Source organism: Mucilaginibacter aureus (assembly GCF_053514885.1).
Window position 1 is genome coordinate 2,282,701 of sequence record NZ_CP170601.1, and the last position, 23,584, is coordinate 2,306,284.

14 protein-coding genes are annotated in these 23,584 nt (G+C 44.8%); 8 read left to right on the forward strand and 6 right to left on the reverse strand.

The genetic code is table 11. The features are described from left to right. Nucleotides 1-44: 44 nt before the first annotated feature. The gene (locus ACFGVR_RS09665) at nucleotides 45-722 is read right to left on the reverse strand and encodes a tetratricopeptide repeat protein (protein ID WP_448702607.1); all 678 of its coding nucleotides are present in this window, start codon (nucleotides 720-722) and stop codon (nucleotides 45-47) included. Between the two features lie 134 nt (nucleotides 723-856). Between ACFGVR_RS09665 and recF the strand changes: the two genes are divergently transcribed. Beyond that, entirely contained in the window at nucleotides 857-1,957 is a 1,101-nt protein-coding gene (gene recF, locus ACFGVR_RS09670) for a DNA replication/repair protein RecF (RefSeq protein WP_448702608.1), read from the forward strand. After that, nucleotides 1,950-2,240: a DUF721 domain-containing protein gene (locus tag ACFGVR_RS09675; protein ID WP_448702609.1), complete on the forward strand. Its 291-nt coding sequence runs from the start codon at nucleotides 1,950-1,952 to the stop codon at nucleotides 2,238-2,240. The genes recF and ACFGVR_RS09675 overlap by 8 nt, the downstream gene beginning before the upstream one ends. Here the strand turns inward: ACFGVR_RS09675 and ACFGVR_RS09680 are convergent. Next, nucleotides 2,227-2,415 carry a hypothetical protein gene (locus ACFGVR_RS09680; protein ID WP_448702610.1) on the reverse strand — a complete coding sequence of 63 codons (189 nt, stop codon included), beginning with the start codon at nucleotides 2,413-2,415 and terminating at the stop codon, nucleotides 2,227-2,229. The two genes, ACFGVR_RS09675 and ACFGVR_RS09680, sit on opposite strands and share 14 nt — an antisense overlap. 162 nt (nucleotides 2,416-2,577) lie before the next feature. Further along, a complete protein-coding gene (locus tag ACFGVR_RS09685; RefSeq protein ID WP_448702611.1) occupies nucleotides 2,578-2,997 on the reverse strand; it encodes a nucleoside-diphosphate kinase in 420 nt (139 codons plus the stop codon). Between the two features lie 119 nt (nucleotides 2,998-3,116). Between ACFGVR_RS09685 and ACFGVR_RS09690 the strand changes: the two genes are divergently transcribed. The 5 genes from ACFGVR_RS09690 (at nucleotide 3,117) to ACFGVR_RS09710 (ending at nucleotide 8,050) form a co-directional block, all read left to right on the forward strand. Continuing rightward, nucleotides 3,117-4,127, forward strand: a complete 1,011-nt coding sequence (locus ACFGVR_RS09690; RefSeq protein ID WP_448702612.1) for a DHH family phosphoesterase — start codon at nucleotides 3,117-3,119, stop codon at nucleotides 4,125-4,127. 7 nt (nucleotides 4,128-4,134) lie between these two features. After that, nucleotides 4,135-5,106: an FKBP-type peptidyl-prolyl cis-trans isomerase gene (locus tag ACFGVR_RS09695; RefSeq protein WP_448702613.1), complete on the forward strand. Its 972-nt coding sequence runs from the start codon at nucleotides 4,135-4,137 to the stop codon at nucleotides 5,104-5,106. A 62-nt stretch (nucleotides 5,107-5,168) separates the two neighbouring features. After that, nucleotides 5,169-6,155: an FKBP-type peptidyl-prolyl cis-trans isomerase gene (locus ACFGVR_RS09700; RefSeq protein WP_448702614.1), complete on the forward strand. Its 987-nt coding sequence runs from the start codon at nucleotides 5,169-5,171 to the stop codon at nucleotides 6,153-6,155. 69 nt (nucleotides 6,156-6,224) lie between these two features. Continuing rightward, nucleotides 6,225-6,992, forward strand: coding sequence for a TatD family hydrolase (locus tag ACFGVR_RS09705; RefSeq protein ID WP_448702615.1), 768 nt, complete (start codon nucleotides 6,225-6,227; stop codon nucleotides 6,990-6,992). 35 nt (nucleotides 6,993-7,027) lie between these two features. Continuing rightward, nucleotides 7,028-8,050, forward strand: coding sequence for an asparaginase (locus ACFGVR_RS09710; RefSeq protein ID WP_448702616.1), 1,023 nt, complete (start codon nucleotides 7,028-7,030; stop codon nucleotides 8,048-8,050). A gap of 220 nt (nucleotides 8,051-8,270) precedes the next feature. On the opposite strand, the gene ACFGVR_RS09715 is transcribed toward ACFGVR_RS09710, so the two are convergent. Then, a complete protein-coding gene (locus tag ACFGVR_RS09715) occupies nucleotides 8,271-10,742 on the reverse strand; it encodes a TonB-dependent receptor domain-containing protein (protein ID WP_448702617.1) in 2,472 nt (823 codons plus the stop codon). A 235-nt stretch (nucleotides 10,743-10,977) separates the two neighbouring features. On the opposite strand from ACFGVR_RS09715, the gene ACFGVR_RS09720 reads away from it, so the two are divergent. Further along, entirely contained in the window at nucleotides 10,978-13,302 is a 2,325-nt protein-coding gene (locus ACFGVR_RS09720; protein WP_448702618.1) for a glycoside hydrolase family 65 protein, read from the forward strand. A gap of 62 nt (nucleotides 13,303-13,364) precedes the next feature. Here the strand turns inward: ACFGVR_RS09720 and ACFGVR_RS09725 are convergent, their stop codons facing one another. Continuing rightward, nucleotides 13,365-14,276, reverse strand: a complete 912-nt coding sequence (locus ACFGVR_RS09725; RefSeq protein WP_448702619.1) for a PorP/SprF family type IX secretion system membrane protein — start codon at nucleotides 14,274-14,276, stop codon at nucleotides 13,365-13,367. A gap of 95 nt (nucleotides 14,277-14,371) precedes the next feature. Then, nucleotides 14,372-23,494: a T9SS type B sorting domain-containing protein gene (locus ACFGVR_RS09730; RefSeq protein ID WP_448702620.1), complete on the reverse strand. Its 9,123-nt coding sequence runs from the start codon at nucleotides 23,492-23,494 to the stop codon at nucleotides 14,372-14,374. Nucleotides 23,495-23,584 lie beyond the last annotated feature (90 nt).

The following is a 23,584-nucleotide window of genomic DNA, read 5'->3' on the forward strand; positions in this document are numbered from 1 at the left end:
GGCAAAACCAATCATTCAATAAATCAATCAATCAGTCATTGAAATTACTGACGTGCCTGATCCCTTGCGATATACTCGTCGATAGTTTGCGCTTCGGCACTTGTTGGGTAATCGGTTTTTATTTTTTGGAAAGTTTCTACTGCTGATTTGTAGTTCTTTTCGGCATCGTAAACCAAAGCTAATTTTTTAAGATACAACGGGCTTAAAAAGTTATTGCTGGCTTTGTCAACAGCTTTTTTGAAATAGGTTTCGGCTTTGTCGTAATCTTTCAGTTCAACATAAGCATCGGCAGTGCCGCCTAAAGCTTCGCTAGCCACTACGGCGTCGTCGCCCCTAAAGCTGGTCAGGTTATCAATTGCTTTATGAAAATCGCCTTTGTTTAAATAGGCAGTACCCAGGTAAAAATAAGCCAGGTTGGCGGCTTTGGTATTACTGTAATCGTTAATGATCTTTTCAAATCCCGGGTAACCGGCATCGCCCTTAATAGCTTTGTCCCAATCTTTTTTGGCCCAAAAATCCTGTGCTACGTGCATTTGCTCGGTAGCCTCCAGTTCGCGTGGAGCAAGGTAAAATTTTTGGTAGGCAAAATATAAAAGTACCAGGGCAACAATGGCTCCTGCTATAAAAATGAGGCTTTTTTGATTGTCTAAAACAAATTTACCTGTTGAGCCTGCTGGGTTTTCGGTTTTAATAATTGGCGTATTCGCTTGGGTATTTGACATTTCTGTTCTAAAATTAAGAGTGCAAAAATACGCTTTTTGACATTTTAAGCAATAGCTTTTTTTGTTTAAATAATTCGGCAACATTTAGCGGCTTAAAACAAGCTTAAATACTACCTTTGAAAATTAGCTCAGGCATGTATCTACAGCAACTTTCGTTACTTAATTTTAAAAATTATACCGAGGCCGAATTATTTTTTAAGCCGGGTGTAAATGCCTTTGCAGGTAACAACGGTGCAGGTAAAACCAACCTGCTGGATGCTATACATTACCTGGCGCTGTGCAAAAGTTATTTTAACCCGATAGACAGCCAGCAAATAAAACAGGGTGCCGATTTTTTTATGATCAACGGTACGTTTGAGAAGGATAGGCAGCGCGAAGTGGTGGCCTGCGGATTGAAGCGTAACCAAAAAAAACAGTTTAAACGGAATAAAAAAGAGTACCAGCGCCTGGCCGACCATATCGGGCTGTTTCCGCTGGTGATGATCTCGCCGTATGATATCAGTATTATTATTGAAGGGAGCGAGGAGCGGCGCAAGTTTATCGATAACGTGATATCGCAAACAGATAACCATTACCTGGACGAACTGATAGCTTACAACAAAACCATGATCAACCGCAACGCCTTGTTAAAGCTGATTGCCGATACCGGCCGCTACGATGCGCAGATGCTGGAGGTTTACGATGAACAGTTGGTGGCATCGGGTAACCGCATATTTGAAAAGCGTAAAGCGTTTATGGAGGCCTTTACCGATATTTTTAACCAGCATTACCGCTTTATAAGCGATGACGCCGAGCAGGTTGAACTGGTATACGAGTCGCAATTGCTGACGGATGACTATGCCGCGCTGCTTAAAAGATCAACCGAGCGCGACCGTGTTTTGGAACGCACCACCACGGGCATTCATAAAGACGATCTGCAGTTTACCATTCACGGTATGGCTATGAAAAAGTTTGGATCGCAGGGGCAACAAAAGTCGTTTTTGATAGCGCTTAAACTGGCGCAGTATACCTTTTTGTACAGGCAAAAGGGTTATAAGCCTTTGCTGCTGCTTGATGATATTTTTGATAAACTGGATGAGAGCCGAACGCATAAGCTGATGCAAATGGTATCCGACAATGATTTTGGACAGGTTTTTATTACCGATACCAGCGCCGAACGGATGCAGGGTATTTTTAGTAACCTGGCTATTGATATTAACCTGTTTAACGTAGAGAAAGGAACTGTAAATGCGTAAAGCCAACGATAAGCCGATTAAAGAAGCGATTGAGCAGATGCTGAATGTGTACAAGCTTAAACGCAAGTTTGAAGAAACATCAGTAGTGGCACACTGGGGCGACCTGATGGGGAAATCGGTAGCTAACCGTACCAAAGAGATCTATATTTACGAAAAGAAACTTTTTTTGAGGATAGAATCGTCGGTAGTGAAAAACGAGATCATGATCATGAAATCGCAGATCATCCAAAAAATAAACGAAAAGGCAGCAACTGTTTTGATCGAGGAAATTATTTTCCTCTAAGCATACGCGTTTTGCTTGGAAAATCGTTCAGGAAAGACGAAAACAGGATGATGAACAAACCCGGTAACAAAAAAGCGAACTGGATTTCGGAGTGAAAACGAAAAAGATAAACACAAAGCAGTAACAGCAACACGGTTGTAATAGCGTAAACAACTGCTTTTAATACTTTTTTCATCTTAACAGGGGCTAATCAATTTAAAACTTTCTCACTTACGCTCTTAACGTAAATTCAGTTTTTTGTACTGCAATTTTTATGCCTAAAAGGGTTTTTAATTAAAGTACATTCAAATTTAACATACTTTAATTAAAAACCAATAGTTTGAAGAGTTAATGCGGTTTAAAATTTCTCAAATGCCGAGAAAAAGAAGCTGCCTTCTATTTGGGCGTTCTCATCAGAGTCTGATCCGTGAACGGCGTTAGCGTCTATCGACTTTGCGAAAAGTGCACGGATGGTACCCGGCTCAGCCTTTGAAGGATCTGTTGCCCCGATCAGGGTACGAAAATCCGCAACAGCGTTATCTTTTTCTAAAATAGCAGCAACAATAGGGCCCGACGACATGAAAGCAACCAGATCGTTATAAAACGGACGACCTGCGTGTACAGCATAAAATTCGCCTGCTTTTTGAGCGCTTAAAGCAGTGTATTTAAGAGCAACTATTTTAAAGCCGCTTTTAGTGATCTTATCTAAAATAGCACCGATGTGGCCATTGGCAACAGCATCGGGTTTAATCATCGTGAATGTTTTGTTCGATTCCATAATCAATATTAAAATTGCCGCAAAAGTAAGCTTTTAATGCGGTATCATAAAGTGCTAATAATAAAATACATGGTTTTGTATTTGATTTATTTATTTAGCTTTGCAACTCTTTTTAAAATATGTTAGAAACAGCCTCGCTGAAAGAATTATTAGCCACACCTAAACAAATTGTCATTACCACCCATCACAAACCCGATGGCGATGCTATGGGCTCTTCGTTAGGTTTGTATAACTATTTGATACAAAAAGGCCATCACGCCAGGGTAATAACCCCGAGCGATTATCCGGAAATATTTAACTGGATGCCCGGCAACGGAGAGGTCATTGTATACCCGGAACAACCCGAGCTTTCGAACCAGTTAATTGCTGCTGCAGATATTATTTTTTGTACCGATTTTAACGCGCTTGGCCGTATTAACGAGATGGGCGACTTTGTAGGAAGATCGGCTGCTGTGAAGGTGATGATAGACCATCACCTGGAGCCGCAGGATTTTGACGATTACCGCGTATGGGATATTAACGCCTGCGCATCGGCACAGCTGGTATACAAGTTTATTGTTGATGAAATGCAGGAGCCGCAACTGATCAGTAAGGATGTGGCCACCTGTTTGTATACCGGTATCATGACGGACTCCGGTTCGTTCCGTTTTCCTACAACAACGGCTAATGTGCACCGTATTACGGCCAGCCTGATAGATGCCGGTGCCGAAAACTGGCGCATACACCAGTTGGTTTATGATAACTCATCCGAAAGCCGTTTGCGTTTTTTAGGTTATTGCCTAACCCATAAGCTGGAAACGTTGTATGAATATCATACCGCGCTCATTAGCGTTACGCATGACGAGCTTGAAAAATATAATATAGTAACCGGCGATACCGAGGGCATAGTTAATTTTGCGTTATCAATTACAGGCATTAAATTAGCGGCCTTTATAGTTGAACGCGCTGATAAAGTGAAACTTTCGTTACGTTCGCGGGGCGATTTTCCGGCAAACGAAGTATGTAAAAAATATTTTGAAGGCGGCGGGCACCGTAACGCGGCCGGCGGCAGTTCGACCGATAAATTAGAAGATGTAGTACAGAAATTTAAATCAATATTACCTGAATACAAAAAACTATTAATACAATAAAGAAAAAATGAAAAAACAGTTGATGATTTTAGCAGTAGCCGCAATAGGTTTGGCAGGCTGTAAAGGTGGGTTTAAGCAGGGCGATGGCGGCATGTTGTATAACATAGCCGATCATAAAAGCAGCGCCACCATTAAAGAAGGCGATTTTGTTTGCCTTAACGGTGTGATTAAAACTGAAGGCGACTCTGTTTTATCAAGCACTTACGAAAGCGGCCACCCGGCTTTTTTACTGGCAAAGAAACCCGACTTTAAAGGCGACCTGATATCAGCTTTATACCTGGTAGGTAGCGGCGATAGCATTGTGGTTAAAATTAATGCGGATACCGTTGCTAAAAGAACCGGTCAGCCTAAACCTCCGGGCTTTAAAGGCAAATATTTTATTTACAGCATCAGGATAGAGAAAGTAATTGCCAAAGAAAAAGGCATGGCCGACTCTACTTTCCAAAGAGTAGTAAGCACTTATATCAAATCAATAGGTGACGCTGCAAAAGCTGCTGAGCCAGGTAAGATCAAAAAATATATCGAAAGCAATAAATTAACAGCTACTACAACAGCTTCGGGTTTAAACTATGTAATTACCACTCCGGGCGATAACGTTAAACCTGCTGTAGGCGATACTGTAGTTGCAAACTATGTAGGTAAGTTTTTAAACGGAAAAGTATTTGATACCAGCCTGCAAGATGTAGCCAGCAAAAATAAAATGCCGCCAAGCCACCCATACCAGCCAATGCGTGTTGCTGTAGGTGCACATGCCATTATCCCTGGCCTTGATGAAGGTATGATGTTGTTAAGCAAAGGTGCAAAAGCAACTTTCGTTATCCCATCATCATTAGGTTATGGCGAGCAGGGTGGTGGCCCTATCCCTCCTTCGTCACCATTGGTGTTTGATATTGAGGTGATCAGCATCGTTCATGCAAATCCAAATGCGCCTAAACCTGCTGCACCAATGATGCCGGGTCAGCCGCAAGCTAAAAAATAAGATACCATTAAATATTGATATGCCTCCCCATACCGGGGAGGCATTTTATTTATTACAGAAATATGAATTTACGATTTGCCGTTTTGTTGCTGATGAGCGTCGCGTTTTTTAGCATGGCTAAGGCCCAAAACACACCCGATTTTAAAAAGAGTGATAAAGGGGTATTGTATAAGATCATTAAATCGGGCGATACCACTAAGATCAGGTTGACCGATGTGATCACCTTTAGTTTTACCCAAAAAACCGATAAGGATTCGGTTTTAACCAGCAGCTACGCCAATGGCGGGCCGATCAAGATCCAGATCCAGCCATCGCAAAACATTGGCGACCTGATGGATATTTTTCCGTTGTTTAACCAAAAAGACAGCGCAGTGGTAAAAGTACCTGCCGACTCGTTGTTTAAAGGTCGCGACGAAGGCCGCCCGCCGTTTTTGGGCAAAGGCAGCTACCTGGTGTTTAACATTAAAATTGAGCGTGTACAATCGCTTGCCGATGCCATTGCCGAGCGCAATGCCCAAATGCAGGCGTTAAAGGATGCCGAAGCAAGCGCGATAACCAAATATATTGCCGATCAAAAACTAAATGTAACTACAACCGCATCGGGTTTAAAATATGTGATAACTGCGCCATCAATAAAAGCCAAACCTGTTAACGGCGATACGGTATTTGTAAATTATATAGGGCACACTTTGCAGGGCAAGGTATTTGATACCAGCATTGAAACTGCTGCTAAAATGGCCGGTACTTATCAGCAAGGCCGCCCTTACGAACCCATAAAAGTTGTTTTAGGCGCGCAGCAGGTAATACCCGGCTGGGACGAAGGTTTGCTGTTACTTAACGAAGGCTCGAAAGCTACCTTTGTTATCCCGTCGTCGATAGGATATGGCGAACGCGGCTACCCAGGCAGCGACGATATTAAACCGTTTACACCATTAGTGTTTGAGTTGGAACTGGTTAAGGTAAAGCATCCGCACAAAGCGGTACCTGCTAAAAAACCGGTAAAGAAAACCGGTACTGCAGCCAAAAAAGCCCCGGCCAGGAAAAAATAAAGACATATAGATTAGAATAAAGGGATGCCTTCTGTACCAACAGGAGGCATTTTTTATTAATTTTGCCGCATGGTGCTTACCGACACGCATACCCATTTATATTACGAAGCTAATACTGATAAACGTGCTGCCTTAATGCAGCGCAGCTTTGATGCCGGCGTTAGCCGTTTGTTTTTACCTAATGTTGACCTGGCATCGGTAACTTCGGTATTTGAGTTGGTTAACGCCTATCCGCAAAATTGTTTTGCCATGCTTGGCCTGCACCCCTGCCATGTAAAGGCCGAATGGGAAACCGAGCTGGACCAGATATTGAATGCTAAAGTTGATTACCCTATTTATGCAATAGGCGAAATTGGTATCGACCTTTACTGGGATAAAACCACGCTCCCCGAACAGCAAAAAGCGTTTAAAAAGCAGATAGCGCATGCAAAAATGTTAGATCTGCCTATTGTTATCCATTGCCGTGATGCTTTTGACGAGGTTTATGCCATTTTGCAGGAAGAAAATGATGAAAAGCTGCGCGGTATCTTCCACTGTTTTACCGGAACGCTGGAACAGGCTCAAAAAGTAATTGAATTGGGATTTTATTTGGGTATTGGCGGCGTGGTAACGTATAAAAATTCGGGCTTAGATAAAATTATACAACAAATTGACCTTAAAAATATCGTTTTAGAAACAGATTCTCCTTATCTTACACCCGTTCCCTATCGCGGTAAACCTAACGAGAGCTCGTATCTGAGTTTTGTTGCTCAAAAAATTGCCGATCTTCATGAGGTTGATATGGAATATTTATCGGCTGTTACTACAGCTAACTCAAAACTGATATTTGGCGTTTAATAAGTATTTGATTAATAAACTAAGAATAAACATCCATGACTAAGATATTGATCATCTATACCGGCGGAACAATTGGTATGATGACTGATCCGAAAACAAAAACGCTCAGGCCCATCAATTTTGAGCAGATCATGGATAATGTGCCTGAACTGGAGCGGCTGAACTGCCAGATAGAAGTACGATCGTTTGATGAGATCATCGATTCATCGAACATGAACCCCGAAATATGGAGCCAGCTTGCGGGTATTATTGAGCAATACTATGATGATGTTGACGGGTTTGTGGTACTGCACGGCTCGGATACCATGTCGTTCACGGCATCGGCCATGAGTTTTATGCTCGAAAACCTGGCTAAGCCCGTTATATTTACCGGTTCGCAACTGCCGATCAGCGCTATCCGCACGGATGCGAAAGAAAACCTGATGACGGCCATCGAGATCACCTCGTCTATGAAAGAGGGGCGTGCGTTGGTGCCCGAAGTTGGTATTTACTTTGATTATAAGCTTTTTAGGGGCAACCGGTCGTTTAAATATAACTCGTCAAAATTCGAGGCATTCCGTTCGCCAAACTACCCGGTGTTGGTAGAGTCGGGCGTGCATTTGCGCTTTAGCGAAAACTACATTTTAAAACCAAACCCCGACGCGCCTTTTAAAGTGCATAAAAACCTGGTTAACGATATCGCGGTATTGAAACTTTACCCGGGCATTAGTCCGAAAGTGGTTGATGCCATACTCAATGCTGATGCACGGGGTATTGTTATGGAAACCTTTGGCGCGGGCAATACCACTACCGATGCCTGGTTTATTGACTGCCTCAAAAAGGCCATTGATAACGGTAAGGTTATTTTAGATATATCGCAATGTAAGGTAGGTACCGTTGAGCTTGGCCGCTACGAAACCAGTAAGCAGCTGAAAGATATGGGTATTGCCAATGGTTATGATATGACCTACGAAGCCGCCATTACCAAAATGATGTACGTGTTAGGACAGGAGCAGGACCCGCAAAAAATAGTCCGCCTGCTGGAAACCGACCTGCGCGGTGAGCTGACCTGGTATTAGATTAATTTCGGATTTTCGATTTCGGATTTTTTAGGATTGATTTTTGATTGTAAAATTCCCTTTTTTTTGTTATATTTAAGTCGATCCCCTTTACGGGATAGTTCTTTAAATACCTGCAAAAATTTCTTACAATATCCCCCCTGTGTTTACCTTGCACGTCATTGTAATGACGCGCGGATAGAAACGACGAAGCTGAAAATACCGACAAATACCCCCCTGCTTACGGTTCAATAGGTTGCGGTGCGCCGGGGTTATTGTCTTTCTCTTCGTCTTTTTTAAACTCAAGCTTGCCGAACCTATAGCTGAAGCTGATACCGAATGAGCGGTAAGGCACTCGCCGTAAACTATATTGGCTGTTACCGGGCTGCACCAGGGTTGACGATTGATTAATGTAATCGTTAAACGGTACATTGGTAGTAAAGCCTATGCTTGCCTTTTTGTTCATAAACTGTTTCCGGGCTGCAAAGCTGTACGATACAAACGATGAATTTTTGCCCTGCAGGCCCACGTTTGGCGAGTTGTAATTGGCAAAGGCTTCGGCGCTGAAATCGTTACTGAACTGGTAGGCCATGTTGAGATTTAAGCGATACTCGTAACCTGCCACAAAGCTTGGAGTATTGGGTAAATTATCCATAATGCGCCGGGTTGCGAACAGAAAATTGGGGCGGATGGTTAAATCCCTGGTAACAGGCAGCGATGCCGAAAAGTTAACACCCACCCGAACTTCCGAGCCTACATTGGCGCGGGTGGTTACATAAACGTTGTTGTAGGTGCTGTCGCCCTCGCGGTAAGTTTTGTAAGGTATAGTGTATTGTTTTACATCAAACCCGTTGTGGCGGTAAAACGTAGTGATGTTGATGTTGCCGCCCTGAGCAAACGACCGGTTATAGCCCAGTTCAAAGTTGTTGCCTATTTCGGGGTGCAGGTTGGGGTTGCCAAAGCTTACGTTGTAAGGGTCGGCGCTGTTTACAAAGGGGTTCATATCACCAAAATCGGGTCGCTCAATCCTTTTGCTATAGCCTATTTTAACGGTTTGGTTTTTGGTTATTTTGTGTGATAATATAATTGATGGTGATAGAAAATTATAATCGGGGATAACACCACCTTGGCCGCCTACCGTTGTGGTGGTATACTCATCGCGTAAGCCGGCCTTGATATCGAAAAAATTAAAAGCTTTGAACGATGTGGATACATAATACGAGTATACATTACGGCCATAAGTAAAGTGGTTTGACTGTAAGGCATCGTAAATAAAATCGTTTTTAGCGGCGTTGTAAGTGTTAACGTTTGATGTGCTATTGATATCCTCGAAATACAGTTTACCGCCGGTTTCAATGGTAAAATCATCGGTTACCGGGTGCGCATAGTCAATAGCTATTTCAGTTTCATGGTCCTTGCCGGGATTGTTACCCATCGATCCGGTTGATGGTATTGCAGAGTTAACATAATCGGACTTTTGGTAAAAATTACCGTTGTTTTTATTGAAGCTGCCGGTGTATTGAATGTCGAGTTCCTGGCCGTCTTTTGCGAAGGTCTTTTTGTAGCCGAAGTTCAGGTCGATGGCGTCTTCGCCAAACTGGCTGCTGGCATTCCGTACCGAATGTAAGTCGGCAAACGGACTAAAGCCTGTTTTAAAGCTTTGATCCTGCTGGTTAGTTGTGCCATCGGTACTGTTGCTAAAATGGTGATAATTTATACCGGCGGTTAGGTTATCATGTTTGCTCAGGTTCCAATCAATGCCCAGGCCCGAATGGAAACCGCCACGCTCAATATAGCCAACGGCGTCCTGTAATTGTCGGCGGATAGTATCGTTATAGGTGCTTATCCTGTCTTTAGTGCTAAAAGCCTGCGAGCGCAGGGTTTTGTTGCCGCTAAAATAGGCGTTAACGCCAAAGTTGGTTTTACGGGCATTAAGGTTGATGGTCGCATTTTGCAAACGGGTACCAATAGAGGCGTTAATGCTGCCATTATAGCCTTGTACCTTATTGTCCTTTAAAATAATGTTGATGATACCGCCGGTGCCGCTGGCATCATATTTAGCGCCGGGGCTGGTTACCACTTCAATGCTTTTGATCTGGCTGGCCGGGATAGATTGCAGGGCATCGGCCAGGCTTGCGCCGAATATGCTTGACGGCTTACCGTTTATGAGGAATTTGATGCTGGGGTTACCTAACAACTCTACGTTACCATCAATATCCACAGTAACCATAGGCACTTTTTTCAGGATATCGGTGGCAACACCACCTTGCGCTGTTAAGTCGTTACCCACGTTGTAAACCAGTTTATCTATCTTGTTTTCAACGGTACTGGCCTGTGCTGTAATGTTAACATCTTTTAAAAGCTTTTGCGATGAGGTAAGCGCAATGTTATTGAGCGCAAACGAAGGGTGTGCCGCGCTAATGATGATATGATCGGCTGTAAAGCGCTGATAGCCTAAAAAATCTACGGCGATATGGTATTCGCCAAAGGGCAGGCCATTAATGGTAAAGTTGCCTTTAGGATCGGTGGTAGTGCCGTTTACAGGCGAGGTACTGCCTTGTTTGTAAATGCCGATAGTGGCGTAGTCAACAGGCTGTTTGGTAACGGCATCGGTTACCTTGCCGGTGATCTTGCCCTTGCCCGTAGTATTTTGCGCGTTAACACGGATGGTAAAGGTGGTAAATATGATGAACAGCGTGATCAGGTATCTCATTTTAAAATAATGTTTGAGCCAAATTTCAGTAATGAATCTGGAGCAAAGTTGGAGTTAAACAAAAACGGCGGGCAGTATCAGTAGTTTTATTGCCGGTGCCTGTTAAAAAAAGTGAGTAAATATCTGTCAGCATGTTTTTAAAACGCATTTTTACTTTAAATTTTGCCGGTATAAAAGGATCCGGTCATTGTATTGTTCAATTTAAAATTCCAGCTTTACGGTATTATACAACAGCATGAAGAATTACATTATAGCAAACGAGTGGAGCATTATTGAGGAAGGTTTCGACCCGCATTTGAACAAGGTATCCGAAAGCATATTCAGCCTGGGTAACGGCCACATGGGGCAGCGCGCTAATTTTGAGGAAACCTATACCGGCGACAGTTTGCCCGGCAATTATGTGGCCGGGGTTTACTATCCGGATAAAACCCGTGTAGGCTGGTGGAAAAACGGTTACCCCGAGTACTTTGCCAAAGTGTTGAATGCGGCAAACTGGATCGGGATGGATGTGGTGATCGATGGTGAGCAGCTTGACCTGGCGAAATGCAAGGTTACAGATTTCCGCCGGGTACTCAACATGCGCGACGGTTACCTGGAACGCACCTTTACCGCTGAACTAAAAAGCGGCAAACAGGTTAGAATTGCGGCCAAACGTTTTTGCAGTATTGTTGACGAAGAAGCCGGAGCCATCAGTTACAGCATAACCCCGCTCAATTTTGATGGCGATATTACCGTTACCGCGTTTATTGATGGTGATGTAAGTAACCAGGATTCGAACTATGATGAGAAGTTTTGGGATGAGGTTGTTAAACAGGCAGATGGCAACGAAAGCTATTTAACACTCCGCACCAAAAAAACAGGTTTTGAAGTGTGTACAGGCAGTAAAGTTGATATTATTAGCGATGGGCTTGAAACCGGTAACTACAAAGTAAAACCGGTAGTAAAAGATAAATATGTTGGGTCGGTTTTTACCATCGGCGTAAAGCAAAACCAAACTACCACCATTTATAAATACGCTGCCAATGTATCCTCACAAAACTACAAGCCCGAAGAACTTTTAACCGCCTGCAAAACGGTGATCGACAAAGTGTCGGCCAAAGGTTTTGATACGATGCTGGCCGAGCAAGCCGCGGCCTGGCATGCCAAGTGGGAGCAGAGTGATATTGTGATAGAGGGGGACGTAAAGGCGCAGCAGGGTATCCGATTTAATATCTTCCAGCTTTCGCAGACCTATACCGGGAAGGATGCCCGCTTAAATATCGGCCCCAAAGGTTTTACCGGCGAAAAGTACGGAGGCTCAACTTATTGGGATACCGAAGCCTATTGCGTGCCATTTTATTTGGGCACGGCGGCACCCGAGGTTACCAAAAACCTGCTGATCTATCGCCATAAGCAATTAGGCAAAGCTATCGAAAATGCGGCTAAATTAGGCTTCAACAAAGGCGCGGCACTATACCCTATGGTGACCATGAATGGCGAAGAATGCCATAACGAGTGGGAGATCACTTTTGAAGAGATCCATCGTAACGGTGCCATTGCTTACGCGATATTTAATTACATCCGGTATACCGGCGATAAAAATTATCTGAACGAATACGGATTGGAGGTGCTGATAGGCATAGCCCGTTTTTGGAAACAGCGGGTTAACTGGAGTGCTCACAAAAAACAATATGTAATGCTGGGTGTAACCGGCCCTAACGAGTACGAAAACAACATCAACAACAACTGGTATACCAGCACCCTGGCTACCTGGTGTATGCAATACGCTATGGAGGCTATCGGCCACGTTAAGCAAACCGATAGCTCAAAATACGATGCAATTGCCCATCAGTTAAGTTTTGACGAAGCCGAAGAAACCAGGCAATGGCAGCACATTATTGCTAACATGTATTATGGCGAGGATAAAGAGCTGGGCATATTTTTGCAACAGGATGGATTTTTAGATAAAGAGATCATCCATGTAAAAGATCTGCCCGCTGTCGACCGTCCGTTGAACCAAAAATGGAGCTGGGACAGGATACTGCGCTCGTGCTTTATCAAGCAGGCCGATGTTTTGCAGGGCCTATATTTCTTTAGCGATAAGTATGATGAAGATACTCTGCGCCGCAATTATGATTTTTATGAACCGCTAACGGTGCATGAGAGTTCACTATCGCCATGTATACACGCCATATTAGCCTCAAGGCTGGGTTTGGAGCAAGATGCCTATAACTTTTACCTGCGCACCTCAAGGCTCGATCTGGACGATTATAATAACGATACTGAAGACGGCTGCCATATCACCTCAATGGCCGGTACCTGGATGAGCGTGGTTGAAGGTTTTGCCGGTATGTATGTGAAGGATGATACATTGAGTTTCAGCCCGTTCTTACCAACCCAATGGAAATCATACGCCTTTACTATTCGCTTCCGCGAAAGCGTTGTTAAAATTGTGGTAAGTGGCAACGGGGTGGTGTTCAGTAACCTTTCGGCAGCACCGGTTACCATCAGTGCGTTTGGGCAGGTTTATACCATTGCAGCATCGGGTAGTGAAACGGTAAATTATCCCGATAGTAAATAGCATCAAAAACAAAAGCCTCCCGGTATTTACCGGGAGGCTTTTGCTGACCAATATTATTTCGCTTACAAAAATTTGGCTTTAACATCCTTACCAAAACGGTAGCTTAAGGTAAGCTCTTGCGTGGTATTGTTAATGCCGCCTAATGCGTATTTACCTACACTAAACTGGTAGCTATAACCAAACATAATGTTGTTGCTAATATTTACCGAAACTATACCGGCCAATGCATCCTGGCTGTGATAGTTTACACCCAGGCCCAATACATTTTTGATATACAGGGTTGTTGATACATCCAGCATCACGGGTAAATTATTGCCGGCATAAGCTAATAAAACCGCAGGCTTAACTTTAAAATCTTCGTTTAAAGTTTGGATATAGGCACCTGTAAGGTAATAGGTGTTCATAACATAGTTGTTCTCCTGCGCGGTTTTACCAATGGTGCTCAAGGTTAAACGAGGTAACGAAACACCCACGTAATAGTTGCTGCCTGAAAGCATGGCGCTCAGGCCAACGTTGGTTTGGGTTTCGTCAATATCGCTGTTCATAAACCTTGGATCTGATGGATCTAAAGCCGAAGTATGCACGGTATGGGTACGAAAACCCGCGTTGATGCCGGCTGATAAAAAGCTGTTGCCAGATAGCTGGATCTTCTTGGCAAAAAAACCGTTGATCTCGGTCATGTTTTCGGCGCCGTATTTGTCATTCAAAACAAGCAAACCCGCGCTGCTGGCAATGCTTGATATAGGCACAGCACCGTTAAACAAAAAGGTGCTTGGAGCGCCATCAATACCAATAAACTGTTTGCGGCCAACTAAATTAAGGCTACCGGCATCATCAAGCGTTGAGTAAGCCGTATTAACCGGGGTCATATTATTCATGTACTGGGTAAAGGTAAACGGCTGCTGCGCGTATGCCTTGTTGTATAGGGTTTGTGCCAGTACAAGCAATATAGCTATGGATAGATATTTTTTCATGTTCGAGTTTTTTAGTGGTGATTATTAACCCATGTGGATGTGTGGTGTGATCCACATGGGTATCATTTTAGTTTCTATCAGGTTTCTTTAATTGATTAATATTTCAAAACAAAATAACCGGTTATATGATTTTGTTCACCACCTGCGTTCCAGTCGATGAGGTAGAAATAAGTACCTGCCGGAAGCTGATGTCCGCTGCTGTCCTTACCGGTAAATATTACATTTTTGTTATCGTATCCTGTAGCCGAGTAAACTTTACCGCCGTTACGGTCAATGATCTTAATATGGTTATCCGGATAGTTCTGTAATCCTTCAACGTATAAGAACTCGTTGATACCGTCACCATTTGGCGATACCGCCTGGTCAACTTTTACCACATTGCCCGATGGATCAACCACCTGTACATATTGGGTAACAGCTGGTGCAGCCGCATAATTAGCGTTACCTGGTTGCGTGAAGGTAATGGTAGCACTACCCACATGTAATGGCACCAGTGTTGTGCCAACCACTTTAACTATCGTCGGGTCAGACGAGGTCATGGTAACCGCCAGGCCTGATGATGCTGTTGCGTTTGGCGAGTAAGCGGCTGCGCCTTTAGTTTGGAAAGGAATGGTAGCTACTGTAATGGTTTGTGCGCCCGGTCCAACAGTAATTACCTTAGCTATGCTTGCCGAACCGGTATAGTTGCCTGATGTTGGCGATATACTTGCCGTGATAGTAGCTGTACCTATGCCAACGATATGTACTTTGCCGTTAACAATAGTGGCCACTGCAGGGTTACTGCTGGTATAAGTAACAGGATCGCCGGTGCTGCGTGCCAGCGGGTCAAAGTCGGCATCGCCAAAGTTCCTGGCGCCTGTAAAGTTATCCCATGTTAATGTTTGTACAGCCGGTACAATGGTTAAAGTACCCTTGCCGTAAGTAAACGTATACAAGGTTGATACAGCGCCGCTTGCAGTTAACTGGTAAGTGCCTACCGGGATGTTTCCAAAAAATCCGTTTGGCGAACGTCCGTTTATGCTCACAATTGGCTGACTGCTAAACTTGGTACTGTCATCTAACGGTACGTTGCCGCTTGCGCTCTTAAATCCATCGTAAATTAATGGGAACGATATGATCGGTGCGCCATAAGCATAAGTTACATTTTTAGGTGTAATTGACATTGGTGCCTGTACTACGGTTAATGTAAATGCGGCATTGGCTGCAGCTGCGTTGGTATTATCAGCCGGCGATGACGCTGTAATAGCGCTCGAGCCTGTACCCACAATGTGTATCAATTGGCCCGTACCAACTGTTACCCCGTTAGTTACCGCAGTAGCTACAGTTGTAGTTGCGCTGGCGTATAAAACAGGACTTGCTGCACCAAGTGATGATATAGCCGGGCTAAAATCAGCATCCCCATAGTATTTATTCAATGGTGTTTGGGCAATTACTATCGGTGTTACTGTTAAAGTTTGAGCTAATACCTGTGCAGGTACACCTCCGCTGCCAGCTTGTGTAGCTGTTATTATTGCCGTATTACCTAAAGATGCAGTAGGTGGGATATTAAAGTGTAGTTTGTTATTTACAATGCTTACCAGGCCCGGATTATTGCTTGTGTAAGTAATTGGTACGTTGGTAATGGTACTTGTAGCACCCGGATCAAGATCAGTTAAACTGAATGCCTGGGTGCGGGTTGCAGCAAAGGTAAGTGTTGCAGCAGGAGTAACTGTTAACACCTGTGTTGCGGCGGCTGGTATGGTAGAATTGCCTATTGCAGCCTGTGTTGCAGTGATGGTTGTTATACCTGCCGATACCAGGTGGATATTGCCATTAACAATAGTTGCCACTGCCGGGTTACTGCTGGTATAAGTAATTGGTACCGAACTAAGGGTACTGGTTGCTGCAGGAGCCACATCAATTGTGCTGTACGGTACGCTGCGTGTTGTTGCAAACGTAATTAGTGGCGCAATAACTTCTAAGTTTTGGCTTACATCGGCCACTACCACATTACCAAGCGAAGCGGTAATGGTAGTGATACCTAAACCAACAAAGTGAATATTGCCATTAACAATAGTTGCTACTGCCGGATTGCTGCTGGTATAGGTAATTGGTACGGCAGTATTATTTGCAGTTACCAGTTGGTAGTTGCTGGTTGCGGCAGGTGCCAGATCGTTAGTGTTAAACCTAACCTGTGATAGGTTAGCTATAACAGGCGTTGTTGGGAAAATTTGCTGACCCAACGGCGGGAAGGTAATTGTAGCCGGGGTTATGGTTAATACCTGCGACACATCCGCTGGCGATACCCCTGGTACACCGTTAGGGCCACCGCCTGCTGATGCAGTGATAACCGTAGTGTTAGGGCTTGCATAAGTAACCACACCGTTAACAATAACCGGTGGGGTTGGGTGTATTAAGCCGTTAACAATAGTGGCTACAGCGGGGTTGCTGCTGGTAAAAGTAAGCGTGGCACTATTACTTGCAGTAGCTGTAGGTGTATAATCGCCTGTGTTGCTAAATGGTTTACTACCCAGCGGCTGGAAAGTAATTGTTGGTGTTGATACGCCGACAATTGGTGGTACTAATACCAGTGCCGAAGTAACCGGCAGCGGTGCATAGTTAGCCGAAGTAGGCTGGCTTGCCGTTATAACACAAGAACCTGCGGCAACCAGGTGCAGCGTATTACCGCCAACTATACTGGCTACGGTTGGGTCGCTTGAAGTGTAAACAATACCAGGGCCGGTTAATGTACTTGTTGCACCCAGGGTAACATCGCCAGAGTTGGTGGCTTTAGTGCCCAGGGCAGCAAAGGTTATGGTTGCAGGTGTTACTGTTAAAACCTGGATAGAGCTTAGCGGAACGGGAGATCCCTGGTAAGATCCTTGTGATGCAGTAATATAGCAGGTACCGATACCGGTATAGTGCAGGAAGTTGCCGTTAACTATAGTTGCTACCGATGGGTCGCTTGTGGTATAGATTACCGGTGCAGCCGCATTCACCGATCCGGTTGTAGTTAAGGCCAGGTCGGTCGAAGTGAACGCTTTGGTGCCTAAGGCGCCAAGTACCAGGGTAGGTGCTGTTACAACAAATGGTTGTGTAACATCAGCCGGAGCAATATATCCCGCAGCAATGGCATCTGTATTTTGCGATGCGGTAATAGTTGTTGTACCCATGCCCACAATATGGATAGCATTGTTTACAATGGTTGCCACATTAGGGTCGCTGCTGGTGTAAGTGATAGGTACGGTTGTTAATGTACTTGTTGCCCCAAGGCCAATGTCATTGATCTGGTAAGGCTTGCTGGCCAATGCTCCAAAAGTAATAACCGGGTTTGTTACGGTAAGCGTTTGCGATACATCGGCAGGTAAAGTAGCTGTGCCTGTAGCGCCGCCGCCTTGTGAAGCCTTGATGGTAGTAGTACCCGGAGCTATAAAGTGAATGTTTCCGTTTACAATAGTTGCTACAGCGGTATTGCTGCTGGTATAGGTAATCGGAGTTGTAGAAATGGTGCTTGTTGCGCCAGGTGCCAGATCTATGTCAGTTAAAGCTTTGCTTCCTGGCGATGCAAAAGTAATTAACGGAGCAGTTACTGTTAAACTTGATGTGGCGTCAACAGGTAGCACACCATTGCTCACTGTTCCGCCACCTTGCGATGCTGTTATGGTAGCTGTACCTGTACCTACAAAGTGAATATTGCCATTAACAATAGTTGCAACGGCAGTATTACTGCTGGTATAAGTTATCGGTTTAAGGGTATAAGTACTTGTTGCACCCGGTGCCAGATCAGTACTGTTTAACGGTTTTGATCCTAATGCTGCAAAAGTAATTGCCGGTGTGCCGGTAATGGTTAAGGTTTGCTGCACATCGGCAGGTAAAAAACCCGTTGCGGGCGCCGGAGAGTTGCCTGCCGGTGTGTTTTGTTGCGTAGCTGTAATTTTAGCTGTACCCTGATTAATAATATGGATCTGACCATTAACAATGGTTGCTACGGCAGGATTGTCACTCGTATATGTAACAGGTATGCCTGTAACCGTGCTGGTAGCACCCGGGGTGATATCGTTGTTATTATAAGTTATTGTACCCAATGCCGGGAATGTAATAACCGGAGCAACTACAGTTAATAATTGCGAAGCCGGTGTTGCACCGCTTTGTGCCTGACCTGCTGTAATAGTTGTAGTGTTATTTGGCGCAGCAGGTACAGGGCTTGTTAAATGTATCATGCTTATGTTGCCGTTTACAACTGCATTAAAGCCCGATCCGCTGCCACCACCAATATTTGATGTAGCTACAGTAACAACAACACCAACTACAGGCAATGCGGTAAGCGAATTTGTTTTAAATGATACTACCGACCCGCCCGAAACTACTACCGTTGCCGTTACACCACTTGCTACTCCATTATATAATAATGGTACAGCGTTATAGGTGCCGTTAACATAGCCGCTGCCACCGGTAATTGGTGTGTTAAATGTTGGATAGTTAGCAATGGTAGCTACTGCCGGGTTACTGCTGGTATAGGTGAAAGGAATACCTGCAACCGGGCTGCTGGCACCCGGGCTAAAATCAACATCGGTATATTGTTTTGTACCATATACCGGTAAAGTAATAGCTGCCTGGGTTACGGTAAACGATTGAACCTGGTCGGCAGGTAATGTAGTGGTTGCAGGAGCTACTGTACCCGCTGCGCTGTTTTGCTGCGATGCTTTAATAGTTGCAGTACCCGGGCCAACAATATGGATATTGCCATTAACAATAGTTGCAACTGCAGTATTGCTGCTGGTATAAGTAATCGGTGCGTTTATCGTACTGGATGCTGCTGGTGTTACGTCACTTCCGTTTGTTAAAAATACACCGGTTAATGGTGGGAACGTAATTAACGGAGCTGTAATTGTTAAAGTTTGGGTAACGTCAGGAGGTAGGGTAGTAGTACCTGTAGCGCCACCACCTTGCGAAGCCTTGATAACTGTGGTGCCGGTAGCAACAAAATGTATAAATCCGTTAACAATAGTAGCTGCAGCGGTATTGCTGCTGGTATAAACAATAGGTGTTGTTGCAAGTGAACTTGTCGCACCGGGATTTAAGTCGGCTGCTGTTAAAGTTTGTGTTCCGAAAGGTGCCATCACTATCGCGTTTTGGCCAACGGTTAACACCTGCGAAGCATCAGGCGGAAGAGTAGCAGTGCCTGTAGCACCACCGCCTTGCGAAGCTGTAATGGTCGTAGTTCCTGTGCCTAACAAATTAATCACGCCGCCTGCACTCGTAACCGGTATGGTAAAGCCCGATCCTGTTCCGCCAATCAATGTTTTATCGCAGGTTAACTGATCATTGGGCTGGTAACCTGTACCACCTGATATGATAGTTACTCCGGTAACCGATCCGCCCACAACTAGGATCTGTGCGGTTGCACCGGTACCTGTTCCGCTGGCGCCGTTGGCATAAATTAAAGGTACCGGCGAGTAAGTACCAATAAGGTAACCGCTGCCTCCGGATGGGTTGCCAAGCGCTGTAATACTGTTGGTCAATATTTTGGCAACACTTGTATTGCTGCTGGTATAGGTTATTGGTTTGTTTGTAATAGTTGATATAGCTGCCGGATTGATATCACCAGAGCCATATAATACTTTTCCTAAAGCAGGCAAAGTCAGCGTTGGTGGTGTTACAGTTAAGCTTTGTGTAACATCTGCCGGAAGGCTGCTGGTACCTGTTGCGCCACCACCCTGGGTTGCGGTAATATTTACGGTACCTGAACCGGTAAAGTGTATAGCACTGCCAACGCTCGCAACAGTAAAGCTAAATGGTGTATTTGTTGAAGTACCGCCAAGGCTGGTTACCGGGCATGATAAAACGTCGCCCGCGGTATAGCCCGAACCTTGTGATGTGATTACAAGGCTGGTAACACCATTTGTTGTTGATACAACTACACCACCCACAACTATTTGCGATAGGGTTGATACTGTGAGAGTGGCAGTAGCACCGGTTCCTGATCCTCCGGTTAAGGCAACGTTAGGGTAAATACCGTTAACATAACCCGCTCCTCTTACAAAGTTACTTATTCCGTTGATCGAATTATTGATAATGGTAGCTACGGCAGGGTTACTGCTTACATACGTAATTGGTATGTTGGTAATAGTACTGGTTGCACCCGGGTTAACATCGGTGCTTGAAAAGGTCCGTGTTCCGCTAAGTGCGAAAGATATGGTTGGTGCAGTTACAATTAATTGTTGTGATACGCTTGGCGGTAAGCTGATGTTACCGGTAACCGCTCCGGCAGGGCCGTTTTGCGATGCGGTAATAGTTGTGGTGCCTGTACCTACAAAGTGGATATAATTGTTAACAATAGTGGCTACAGCCGGATTGCTGCTGGTATAAGTTATCGGGAAGCCGGTGCTTACCGCGCTAACCACAACCTGGAAACCACTGCCTGTACCACCTATGTTTGCTGCCGGGGTATTTAAAATGTCGCCAACTAAATAGTTAATACCTGTTGAAACCGGTATTACCGATGTAACTACACCGCCAATAACGGTGATGGTTGCAGTTGCACCCGTACCCGAGCCGCCGTTTAACGGAACCGCATAATAAACGCCGTTGGTATAACCCGAACCTGCTGACGGGTTATTGAACGTAGAGATGCTGCTAGTGGTAAAGTTTGAACCTGTTGCACCGGGATTAAGGTCGTTGCTGGTAAATTGCTTTGTACCTAACGCCGGGAAATTAATAGTTGGTTGTGTTACCGTTAGCGTTTGTGATGCATCCGGAGGTAATAAGGTTGTACCATTTGCACCGCCACCCTGGCTGGCAGTAATAACTGTGGTATTATTAGGCGCGGCAGGTACGGCATTATTGAAGTGTATATTGCTGGTATAACCGGTAATGGTATAGGTAAAGCCCGACCCAGCATTGCCTATTGACGACGAAGCGCAGGTTAAAACATCGCCTACAGCATAAACGGGTCCGTTGGCTGTTATAGTTACACCGGTTACCGCACCACTTGCTACAGTAATAGTAGCCGTTGCACCGCTGCCGCTACCGCCCAGCATAGGCACTTTGTAATAAGTACCGGCTACGTACGACGAACCACCGGTAGTGATGGTACCTGTAGCGATGTTATTAATGGTTGCAACCGCAGGGTTACTGCTGGTGTAAACAATAATTTTATTAGTTATACTGCTTATTGCGCCAACCGGTATATCCTGAGCCGAATAAGGCTTGGTGCCCAGGGTAGGGAAGCTCAAAGTAGGTTGAACAAGCACCAGGGTTTGGCTAACATCTGGTGGCAGCGTGGCATTACCTAAAACACCCCCACCCTGACTTGCCGTAATAACAGTAGTATTGTTTGGAGCCGGTAGTGCTGCTATATAACGCAAGTTATAGGTTAACGAAAGTACAGTAATGTTAAAACCCGAACCAGAGCCGCCGCCTATACTTGATGCCGCGCACGATAAAACATCGCCCACGTTATACCCCGAACCATTGGTTGTAGGTGTAACTGTAGTTACTATATTGTTAGCTACTACAATTGTAGCTAATTCGCCAGTACCGCTTCCGCCTGTTAAAGGCACATTAATGTAAGTGCCGTTAACATAACCGGTACCGCCCGTAGGGATACCAAAAGTTAAACCGTTAGTTATAATGGCTACTGCCGGGTTACTGCTCGTAAAACTTATTTGCGGCGCGTTAGTAGCCGTGCTTGATGCGGTAAGCGCAACATCGCCATTGGCGTAAACTTTGCTACCCAGTGCAGCAAATGTAATTGCCGGCGAGGTTGGACCTACCGGGGCAGTTACGGTTAATACCGAGGTTTGATCAAGCGGAACCGGGTATCCGGCTGCAGCCGCTGCTGTTGCCTGGGTTGCTGTAATGGTTGATGTGCCTATCCCTACAAAATGAATATTACCGTTTACTATAGTAGCAACCGCAGGGTTACTGCTGGTTAAGGTAATAGGTACATTAACTAACGTTGATGTTACCGTTGGGGTAAAATCGGCGGGAGTGAATGCTTTGGAGCCGACCGCTGTAAAACTAATTAATGGCGCTGTAACAGTTAAATTGTTAGCGGCGCCTACGTTTGGCGGCAGGTTAGGGTCTGTACCACCACCCTGTGAGGCTGTAATGGTTGAAGTACCCAGACCCACATAGTGGATATTGCCATTTACAATAGTGGCAACTGCCGGGCTTGAGCTTGTAAAAGTGATTGGGATATTAGCTATACTGTTGCTCGATGCTGTTAAAGGCAGATCGATATTGCTGAATGCTTTTGAACCCGGCGCTGTGAACGAAATTGCCGGAGTTGTGGTTGTAGTTGTAGCGGCTGTGATCACCAAAGTGGTATTCGTGCTTGTTACGGTGGCTGTGCCACCGGTACTTACCGGGTAAGTTATGGTAGCAGTTATTGAGTTGGTAGATGGAGAGGCATTGAGTAAGCGCACTTTGTTATTAACAATAGAAAATGCACTTGCACCTGTACTTGCAGCCGCACTGCTGTTGCTGTAAGTTATAGTAGCGTAGTAAGGGTTGGTACCCGATAAAGTAGCTCCCGGGTCAAAGTCAGCCGAGCCTACAGCTTTACTGCCAAGCGATGCTGAAAATGTAGGAGCCGGCGGAGCAGTGATAGTATATACTGCCGCTAATGGGGTAGCATCCGGAAAGTTACCGTTACCCGCCTGGCTTGCAGTAATGGTAGTAGTACCAGTAGCTACCAGGTGTATACGGTTATTAATAATGGTAGCAACAGCAGGGTTACTGCTGGTGTAAGTTATAGGATAATTTGGAAAGCTGGCCGCTGCATACGTACTTACTGCCGGCGGCGTAATATCTGCCGATTGCAACGCAACGCTTGCTGCCGGAAACGCGCTGATAACAGCTTTTGCGCCTGCATTAACTGTAAGCGTTTGGGTTTTAACCGGTGCTGCGCTGTAATTAACGCCATCGCCTGGTTGCGATGCCGTAATAACTGCAGTACCCACACCAACCAGGTGTATTTTATTGTTTACAATAGTAGCAACGCTGGTATTGCTGCTACTAAAACTAACAGCCAAACCCGATGATGCAGTTGCCGTTAATGTAATATCGGCAGCACCAAATGTTTGAGGAGTTGTAAAAGCTGTAAACGTAATAGTTTGAGCAGCCGGTGGCGCAAAAACTACCTTGTGGGGCGTTTTACTAATGTTAGCCTTTACCGATTGATTTTGCGATAAACCTATTACAATCAGGAAAATGAATAAGTAAATTTTTTTCATATGGGTTCATTTAGTTTTAATTGGCAATAAAGCGCTTGGTTGATGCTTTTTATAAAATTGTTATACAGTTAGTTTGCACGTTTAAAATAC